The organism is Streptomyces sp. NRRL S-118, assembly GCF_000716335.1.
Taxonomy (GTDB): domain Bacteria; phylum Actinomycetota; class Actinomycetes; order Streptomycetales; family Streptomycetaceae; genus Streptomyces.
Genome location: NZ_KL591041.1, coordinates 40,545 through 48,143, shown reverse-complemented (window position 1 = coordinate 48,143; position 7,599 = coordinate 40,545). Strand labels below are relative to the sequence as shown.

Below are 7,599 nucleotides of genomic sequence, written 5' to 3'. Positions count from 1 at the left end.
CCCGAACCGGGCCCCGCCACCACGGAGCCCGAACCGTCCGTGCCCGAGAGCGTTGTGGGCTCTTGGTGCGGCGGCCAGAACGACGCACCCGGCGGGCACTTGACCTACGTCTTTTCCAGCGATGGGAGCTTTGCTGCACAGAACGGAGAGGGTGGCTTCTCTGGGTATGTCGTTGCCCAAGGAGATGCCATGATCTTTTATGTGGAGGGAGGTGAGCCGTTCGAATCGACATGGTCGGTGAGTTACGAGGAAGCCCTCGGTGTCAATCTGCTTTTCCTCGACGGCTACAGCTATGTCCCGGGAGGATGTGACTCGTAGCAATCACATCGGGGCCCCAGAGATCCTTCGATCTCCAGGGGCCTCGGTCTTGCGTAACGCGCCAGCCCGGGTGTTGGGTGCCCGGGCGAGTGTCGTGGTCGCGGCGGGTCGATCTGGTGATGGTCATGCCGACTGAATACGACAGCCAGCGGCCCGTTGCGCGAGTCAGGACACGAACTCGTGGGAGCCGAGGCGGATCAAGGGGGCCGCCCAGTGGAAGTTATTCCGGGTGGCCGCACCTTGACCTTCCGCAGCGGGACGCCCATGCCTAGGAGTCGGCGAATACCGTGCCGCACGCCCTGCGACTTGATGGAATCACCGGGACAGGCTGGTCTTCCTCGCCAAGCGGTACGGAAAGTCGGGAAATGCGTCATCGATCGGCTCGGCGTGTCCCCAAAGGTGCAGTTGCCCGCCTACCTCAATGACTCCACGGGACACAATGAGCAAGCCCCGGGCTGAACACGGGCCATCCTGTTTCCAGGTCGCCGGCATCAGGCTTCCCCCCATATTCCGCGGGAGTCATCCGAGCGAGTATCGAATCAGCCCGCTTCGTCTGTGCGGGACCGAAGAGAGAAAGGTTCACGATGAGCTACCAGTACAACGGCCAGATGGCCCCGCCGCCCACGCCCCCGCCCACGGTCACCGGCCAGATGGTCAACGATGTTCGTCCCCACAGTGGCGCCAGCGGCACCCTTGAGGCGGTCGCCGTGCACGGCCTGCTCGTCCTGGGGGGAAAGTTCTGGGAGTGGGCCCGCAAGTAGGAGTGACAGCGGACCTGACTCGCGAAACAGCCACAAGGTAGAGGAGGCCGGCCAGGGCTCACAGCCCTGGCCGGCCTCGCCGCTTCGAGTTGCCCATTACGGTATGCCGCCCACTACACTGCCCGACGGGCTTTGCCCGCGCTAGCGCCCTCCGTGAGCTGCGACAGCAGCACGGCCGGCGGCGTGGCGAAGCCTCAGTCCTTGGCCTGCTCGGCCCGCTGCAGCGCCGCTGCGCGGCCGACTCGGCGGCGGCCCAGTTGTCGAGGACCCAGCCCTTGAAGCGGATGGAGCAGCGGCGCTGGCCGTTCGCGAGCTGCGGCACGGTACCGGCCGCGCGCAGCTCGTCGGACAGGCGCCAGGGGCCGGCGGCGTGGATGCGGCGCGGCGTGCGGGAGTCGTCCAGGACGAGGACGCCGTCGGTGTCGCTCTTGCCCCCCGGCAGAGCTGGACCAGGCGCACCGAGCGAGCGCGAAGCAGCGGCAGGACCAGGCGGTTGACGTAGTCGAGTGAGTCGACGAACTCATCCCCGGTGATGGCGTGAACGACGGTCAGGTCCGACAGGTCCGGCTCCAGGCCGTGCGCGGCCGGATCGGCCAGGAACATCAGCAGGATCGCCGTACTGTCGGCGCCCCCCGTAGGACAGGACGGTGGGGCGCTTCGGGTGGAACGTGGCAGGTGTCGCAGGAGCGGTGCGGGCAGCGGTGAGCTGGGACGCCGGGGCGTGGACGGACATGCGAGGACTCCGGAAGGTTCGGGGAGCGGCGGCGCGGGAGGTGTGCGCCGCGCCGCCCCGCAGTACTGCCGGGCCACCCCCACCGACGCCTTGCCGCACTTGGGGAACGACACATCGTCCACCACCCACACCTCGGGCCTGACAACTCCGGACAGCCGCTTGGCGATCCGCTGCCGCACCGGCAGCGGATCCCACGGCGACTGGTTCACGAACTGCTGCAGGGCCTGCATGTTCCCGTCCGGCAGCCGATCGGCCATCGGCTGGACCGACTTCCGACGGCCGTCCAACAACGGCCGCCGATATGGACGCGCCGGCAGCTGATCGACGGCATACGGTTCCGGGTCCGCACCGGCATCCCCTGGCGGGACGTGCCCGAGAGGTACGGGCCGTGGGGTCGTGCATACGACCTGTTCCGCCGCTGGCAGCGGGTCGGCACCTGGCACCGGATCTTCATCGAGCTGCAGGCCCGGACGGACGCGAAGGCCCTGATCACCTGGGACATCAACGTGGACTCCACCGTCGTACGCGCCCACCAGCACGCCGCCGGGGCACGGAAAAGGGGAGCTGCAGAAGGAGCCGCCCGGCGGCATCACCGCCGAACCTGCCGACCACGGGCTCGGACGCTCGCGCGGCGGCCTGACCACCAAGCTGCACCTGGCTCTCGAGCAGCGCCAGAAGCCCACGTCGATCGTGATCACGGCCGGGCAGCGCGGCGACTGTCCGCAGTTCGAGGCCGTTCTGGACCGCATCCGGGTCCCCCGACTGGGGCCGGGCCGACCGCGCACCCGGCCCCGGCGGATGCGCGCCGACAAGGCATACGCCTCCCGCAGGAACCGCGCCTACCTGCGCCGACGCGGCATCCGCTGCACCATCCCCGACAAGGCCGACCAGGCCCGCAACCGCAAGAAGCGCGGCTCCCGCGGCGGCCGGCCACCGAAGTTCGACAAGGCCGACTACCGCGAACGGCACGCGGTCGAGTGCGGCATCAACCGCCTCAAGAGGCACCGCGCCGTGGCGACGCGGTACGACAAGCTCGCGGTCCGCTACGAGGCGACCGTCCTCGTCGCAGCCATCAGCGAGTGGCTGTGACCAGCACATTCACGAGTTAGTCGACGATGGCGTCGAGCTCTAGCTCCACGAGCCAGTCGGCGTCAATGAAACGCGACACCTCGACAAAGGTGCAGGCTGGACGGACTGATGCGAACCGCTCTCCGTGCGCTCGCGCGGCTTCCTTCCATCGAGTCACGTCCGTGAGCATGATGCGTGTCCGCACGACATCCTCCAGCGACGCCCCGGCTTCCTTCAGCGCGGCTTCGGCGATATCCAGGCACCTCACAGTCTGGGCATAAACGTCACCTTGCCCCACCGTCGTCCCGTCGTCCCCGATGGGCGCGGTGCCGGCAACCGCGACATGCTTCCCTTTGCGGATCGCCCGGGAAAACCCGATTTGAGGCTCAAGCGGTGAGCCAGAACTGACCATCTGTCGAGCACGTTCCATCACGCCATGCTCTCAGAGCGCAGCACTTGCGATACACACCCTAGCTTGATCTTTAACCTGTCCGGCGGGACCGTGTGGCTGTCGACTTCTTGTTCCGGGACGTGGTGCCCGTCTTGCGTGGTGTGTGGACGTCGTGGCGTGGGGTGGGCCGGGTGTTCTTTCGGCCGGGAGGTCGTCCAGGTCCGGGGCGAGTGGGTTTCGGTGCCCCGGCCGGGCAGACGACCTTGGGGCGGATGTGCCGGAAGTCGCGGCGGACACGTGCCGGGGTCAGCCTGTCCCAGGAGACGGGCCTCTCCCAGGGGCGACGCCGGTCGGCTGCGAGTGGCCGGGCCAGCCTCAGTTGGGTGTAGGCCGCGAAGATCAGCCAGGTCCAGCGGTCCGCCGCCTCGGGGGTGCGTATCTTCGGGCAGGTCCAGCCGAGGGTCTGCTTGAACAGGCGGAAGGTGTGCTCGATGTCGAAACGACGCAGGTATGCCTGCCAGAGTCGGTCGGTGTCCGCTGCGTCTGCGTCGGTGCCCGACCACCACAGCCAGACCGGCTTCGGGGTGGCTCCGCTGGGCAGGTGATCGATGTCCAGGCGGATCACGGTCCCCTCGACGATGGGGAGGGTGCCGTCGGCCGCGGCCCAGGAGGAGCGGTGGGTGAGCTTGGGGGGAGCCGGTCCCACGAGCGTGCTCGGGCGGTGCCGTAGAGGCGTGTGTCGGTGACGGTTTCGGTGTCCGGGATGCCCCAGGTGTCGGGCTGCCCGAAGACGAACTCGCCGCCGTGCCGGGGCGGCCGGCCCATGGTGTGAGGCTGCCGCGGCGGGGCCGGCCGGCGCAGGACACGGTCCGACCGCATCCTGGCCAGCACCTGCACCGGTAGATCCCGCAGGAGGTGGGCCAGGCGGGGTGCGTCGTATCCGGCGTCCGCGATGACGAGGACCTCCGGATCGCCGGCCTGCCACTGGCCTGCGGTGATCAGCCGCTCCACCAGTTCGCGCAGCTGCCGGGCGGTGACGGTGGCGGTGTCGTCCCCAGGTGCCAGACGCAGAGCGTCCAGCGGGGCGGTCCACGAGCTGCGGCCCGGCTCCAGCGCGCAGACGATCGAGTACGGCCACCCCGGAACGGGAATGTGCTGGTCCTTGCCCCGGCCGTAGGTGTGACACAGGATCCGCTCTGGTGAGGTGTGGGCGTCCGGCCGCAGCCAGCACGTGACATCGACGGCCAGGACCAGCCGCCCGTCGGCCGCCCGCGGCAGAGGCACCGAGGCCAGAGCCTGCCGCATCCGGTCCGCGTCGACGCGGCCCTGGGCGAGGGCGGCGTAGAGCCCTCCGTGTCCACGGCGGTGTTCGCCCACCAGCGACAGCTCGGCCAGCGACTTCACCGGCCCATCACCGCACAGAACCGCGTCGGCCAGTTCGAACAGGGCACCCGAACGAGCGGTGAGACAGGAGTAGAACTCGCCCCAAAAGCGTGACAGTTCGTTCCGCGGCTCCTGCCGGACATCGCGATGCAGCAGACTCATCCTCGCGGCCTTCGTGCTGGACGGGTGTGTTCCTTGGCCGGAGCACATGTTCAGACGAAGGCCGCTTCCGCGTACGGCAGATACCGAACCGAGTGATCAAGCACGACGCACCGTTCGACGGCCCACGTTAAAGACCAAGCTAGATGCAGATGGCACCGGTTCGGCCAACTTGGCAGATGATCGGGCCAGATCGCCACCGTACCGTTCAACTGTTCGATAGATGTGCTCCTGACCAGCCGGGCGCAGCCCGGCAGCCAGACTCGGGGGTACACCTATGCGTACAAGTTGGGTTCGTCGCGCCCGCGCGCAGATGCTGGCGGGACTGACCGCCGCTGCGCTGCTGCCGACCCTGTCACCCGCAACGGCAGACAGCGGCGAAGCATCCGAGATGCGTGTCGAGTCCTTTGTCCTCCCTCTGGGAGCGGCGAAGCCGTCACTGGAAGACCTAAGGGCCGGTGACGGGATGGAGCAGTTGGACCGCCTGGCCCGAGAGATGGAACCGGAGGCGCGGATCGCGCCCGAGACGATGGGGCCTGCGGCCTCGTTTGCGCCGAAGGCTCGCCAAGCGTCCGCCACGTCCGGTACCGCCGCCACCGAGCGGGTCGGCGCGGTCAGCGCCCGGGCGGTGACATATCCGGAGCCCTCGCGCACGATGACGTACGAGGAGTGCAGGAACGGACTGGGCGCGGACAAGAAGTTCTTCATCAAGTCCAGGTTCGCGGTGTGCTCCGGGGCGACGTTCCTGCAGACGTGGTTCCGTAACAACCGACCTGTCGGCGAGAGCATGTTCAATGTGCGAACCGTGGGGACGATCGCAGCCAACAGCCGCGAAATCAAGTTCCAGTACTACTTCACCGAGATGCAGCGGACAGGTCAGACAGCCACGGCCGCAATGAAGATCACCACGAGTGGTGCGATACCGAAGAGCTGGCCGTCACGCGTTAAGTACGACCAGGGTGGCAACCTACCCAAGACGGCGAAGACCTCCGATGAGCTGAAGGCCGCACGCACGTACACGCACACCATGAACGCCAAGCCGGGCCAAGGCAGCAGCGGCACCACCGACCTCGTCTTCGCCGTGTATGAGCCGTCGGTTGCCATCACACCGCCTGCCGGATGGCGAAGGGCGCCGCCACCTTCAGCTACCTGACGACCCTGGTCTACAGCGCTAAGGCGGGAGCGCCGGAGCGAGCGGTCGCCGAGCACATCAAGACAGCCTTCACCAAGCCGGCCGACACTAAGCCCGAGATGGCCGCGAAGAAGGTGCCCGGGCAGGTCGCCAAGGAACCGCTGCACCGGCTCGTCCAAACGCGCCGAAAGGACGACAACCGGAAGGCCGCAGTCAAGCAGTGCAAGCGGTACTGGGCCGACAACTACAGCCAGGGCGCGACACGCGAGTGTGACGAGTACCCCTTCGCCACCACCTACGAGGGCGCCGCACAGCCCGACTACGACCCCGACGCCAAGAAGTTCAACTTCTCCGTCAAGCCGGTCGCCAAGGCGGACAACGGCGCCGCAGGAAGCCTGCTCCTCGGCTTCTACGCCAAGAACCGCCTGATAGACGGGCTCGAGGACGGGTTCCTGGTCCAGGTCACCTCCTGACCTGAGACGGGGCGGCGGCCCGGATGGCCGCTGCCCCGGTCCCGCCTCAGGACGACCGGGGCCAGAACTGGACCAAATACTGCTCCACGCCGTCGGCGGTACCCGTTTCCTCGGACTGCCGCTCGGCTTCCTCGCGGCCGACACAGCTGACCCGCACCCGCCACGGCCCACCACCATCGGCAAGGTGAATCACGCTGTCCGTGCGGCCCAGACTCATCGACCACAACGCCACCTGCCCGCTGGTCGAGTCGAAGTCGACCTCACCTTGCTCATTCCACACCGTGTCCGACGGGTCGGGCGCCGGCCCGTCCCATACCTAGACCGTGACCGCCGCGGTATGGGTGTGGCCGGCACTGTAGATGTCGACGCGGCCAGGATGAGCGCTCAAGAAGGTACCGAAGGCAAAGTCATCGGGGTACGGAACCGGAAGCGCGGCGTCGTCGGACTCCTGGAAGCTGAAGCTGTGAAAACCCACGTCAGCATCCAGATGCTGCCGTTTGATCAGATGCGCCACATCCGCTCCCTCACATGCCGGCGGTCATCGCCGTCGATCGTAGGCCGGTCAGGAGCTGTGGGGGTCGGGTATCAGCCGGTCCCGCGTGGCGTCGACCACACCACCATCACCCGCGCCATCGGCGAGAGCGCCGCATAGGCATGGCGGCCCGCCCCGGTGTTCCGGGGGGGGCGCCTATGCGTCTGACATATCCCATTCGCACGTCTACCGCCACGGCGTGTACGGGTGCAGGGCGGGGCCGCGCCGCCCCGGCTCCCCACGGGAGGCCAGGCGCATGCGCGCCCGTAAGCACGCCCTGCGCGCAGGGGCTACCAGCCGCGGTGCTGGACCCAGAAGGTGAGCAGGCTGATCGTGCCGGCGCCGATGCCGTAGCAGGCGCCGCGCAGCAGATGTCCGATTGCGACCCGGCGGCGTCGGGCAGCCCAGCGGAAGATGCCGTGGGCGAATCGGTGGATCGCGCGTGCCGGGCTTCGGGCGGGGTTATGGTGCATGACAGATGTCAACGCCGGGAAAGCAGAAACGGATCCTCCGGCCTCGTGCCGCTGAGCCTTCCCGAACTCAGACGCCTGATCCGCCGCCTCACCCACCGCCGGCCAGCCTCGCTCGACCACATCCTGCACTGGTCCCACTGGCGCCGCCGACGACAGCACCAAGCCCGCATCAGCCC

The 7,599-nt window shown here is 68.1% G+C and carries 8 protein-coding genes and 2 pseudogenes; 5 read left to right on the top strand and 5 right to left on the bottom strand.

Going from position 1 to position 7,599, the window contains the following annotated elements; genetic code table 11:
- Together IH00_RS43135 and IH00_RS43130 are read left to right on the top strand one after the other, a co-directional pair.
- A partial coding sequence (locus tag IH00_RS43135) for a hypothetical protein (RefSeq protein WP_234335103.1) occupies positions 1 to 318 on the top strand: 318 nt, incomplete at its 5' end.
- A gap of 584 nt (positions 319 to 902) precedes the next feature.
- A complete protein-coding gene (locus IH00_RS43130) occupies positions 903 to 1,079 on the top strand; it encodes a hypothetical protein (RefSeq protein WP_158828163.1) in 177 nt (58 codons plus the stop codon).
- 782 nt (positions 1,080 to 1,861) lie between these two features.
- Here the strand turns inward: IH00_RS43130 and IH00_RS41330 are convergent.
- Positions 1,862 to 2,102, bottom strand: a pseudogene (locus IH00_RS41330) (transposase); the annotation flags it as partial.
- Here IH00_RS41330 and IH00_RS41325 point away from each other — a divergent pair.
- A protein-coding gene (locus tag IH00_RS41325; RefSeq protein ID WP_420710979.1) for an IS5 family transposase occupies positions 2,037 to 2,901 on the top strand; the annotation gives its coding sequence in 2 pieces (ribosomal slippage) (positions 2,037 to 2,416 and positions 2,415 to 2,901; 867 coding nt in all). The pseudogene IH00_RS41330 and the gene IH00_RS41325 overlap by 66 nt on opposite strands.
- A 16-nt stretch (positions 2,902 to 2,917) precedes the next feature.
- Here the strand turns inward: IH00_RS41325 and IH00_RS0135555 are convergent.
- Positions 2,918 to 3,310: a RidA family protein gene (locus IH00_RS0135555; protein WP_031080541.1), complete on the bottom strand. Its 393-nt coding sequence runs from the start codon at positions 3,308 to 3,310 to the stop codon at positions 2,918 to 2,920.
- A gap of 52 nt (positions 3,311 to 3,362) precedes the next feature.
- Positions 3,363 to 4,816, bottom strand: a pseudogene (locus IH00_RS38310) (NF041680 family putative transposase).
- Between the two features lie 274 nt (positions 4,817 to 5,090).
- Between IH00_RS38310 and IH00_RS0135545 the strand changes: the two are divergent.
- Positions 5,091 to 5,966 (top strand): hypothetical protein, encoded by an 876-nt coding sequence (locus IH00_RS0135545; protein ID WP_158828161.1) that lies wholly within the window; start codon positions 5,091 to 5,093, stop codon positions 5,964 to 5,966.
- A complete protein-coding gene (locus tag IH00_RS41320; RefSeq protein ID WP_234335102.1) occupies positions 5,933 to 6,418 on the top strand; it encodes a NucA/NucB deoxyribonuclease domain-containing protein in 486 nt (161 codons plus the stop codon). The genes IH00_RS0135545 and IH00_RS41320 overlap by 34 nt, the downstream gene beginning before the upstream one ends.
- 316 nt (positions 6,419 to 6,734) lie before the next feature.
- On the opposite strand, the gene IH00_RS44755 is transcribed toward IH00_RS41320, so the two are convergent.
- Both IH00_RS44755 and IH00_RS44750 read right to left on the bottom strand, forming a co-directional pair.
- A complete protein-coding gene (locus IH00_RS44755; RefSeq protein WP_234335101.1) occupies positions 6,735 to 6,932 on the bottom strand; it encodes a hypothetical protein in 198 nt (65 codons plus the stop codon).
- Between the two features lie 308 nt (positions 6,933 to 7,240).
- Positions 7,241 to 7,599 (bottom strand): hypothetical protein (locus tag IH00_RS44750; protein ID WP_234335100.1); only part of this gene is annotated, 359 nt, incomplete at its 5' end.

Coding starts and splice junctions, on each gene's coding strand:
- IH00_RS43130 (WP_158828163.1), top strand. CDS start 903: ATGAGCTACCAGTACAACGGCCAGATGGCCCCGCCGCCCACGCCCCCG.
- IH00_RS0135555 (WP_031080541.1), bottom strand. CDS start 3,310: ATGGAACGTGCTCGACAGATGGTCAGTTCTGGCTCACCGCTTGAGCCT.
- IH00_RS0135545 (WP_158828161.1), top strand. CDS start 5,091: ATGCGTACAAGTTGGGTTCGTCGCGCCCGCGCGCAGATGCTGGCGGGA.
- IH00_RS41320 (WP_234335102.1), top strand. CDS start 5,933: ATGGCGAAGGGCGCCGCCACCTTCAGCTACCTGACGACCCTGGTCTAC.